Source organism: Mesorhizobium sp. M7A.F.Ca.US.005.03.2.1 (assembly GCF_003997795.1).
Taxonomy (GTDB): Bacteria; Pseudomonadota; Alphaproteobacteria; order Rhizobiales; family Rhizobiaceae; genus Mesorhizobium; species Mesorhizobium ciceri.
The window spans coordinates 1-507 of record NZ_RZRP01001582.1 but is presented as its reverse complement, the minus strand read 5'-3'; the positions used below and the strand labels follow the sequence as shown (position 1 = coordinate 507).

The window sequence follows — 507 nt, the reverse complement described above, 5'->3', positions numbered from 1 at the left end:
CTTGGGCGCGCTGCCTTCGACCACGACAAGGCCGGGAACGCCACAGGCAGCGGCGTTGCGACCAATACGGGCAGCGCGCACCGGATCGGCCTCGATGGCAAAAGTGCGCATCGAAGGGTGGGCCAGCATCCATTCGATGCCGATGGAACCGGAGCCGGCGCCGATGTCCCACAGCAACTCGCCGCGCCGCGGCGCCAGCGCCGACAGGGTGATCGCGCGGATTTCGCGCTTGGTGATCTGGCCGTCATGGTCGAACAGGTGATCGGCAAGGCCTGATGTGAGCGGCAGCACGCGCGCGTCCGGACCGGATTCAACTTCGACCGCCAGCACGTTGAGCGGATTGAGGTTTTCGAGGTCGAAGGCATCGGCGCGGACCGAGCGCTGGGTCTCGCTTGGCCCACCCAACGCCTCCAGGATCGTCAGCCGCGATGCGCCGAAGTCGAGTTCCGCGAGCAGGCGGGCAATCGCCGCGGGGGCTTCTGCATCCGAGGTCAGCGCCAGGATGCG

Annotated in this window: 1 protein-coding gene; it reads right to left on the bottom strand. The window is 67.7% G+C overall.

Annotated elements, in window-relative coordinates; translation table 11 throughout:
* Positions 1 to 507, bottom strand: a 507-nt coding sequence (gene cbiT, locus EN991_RS39270; protein WP_127370685.1) for a precorrin-6Y C5,15-methyltransferase (decarboxylating) subunit CbiT, incomplete at both ends; no start/stop codon positions are given.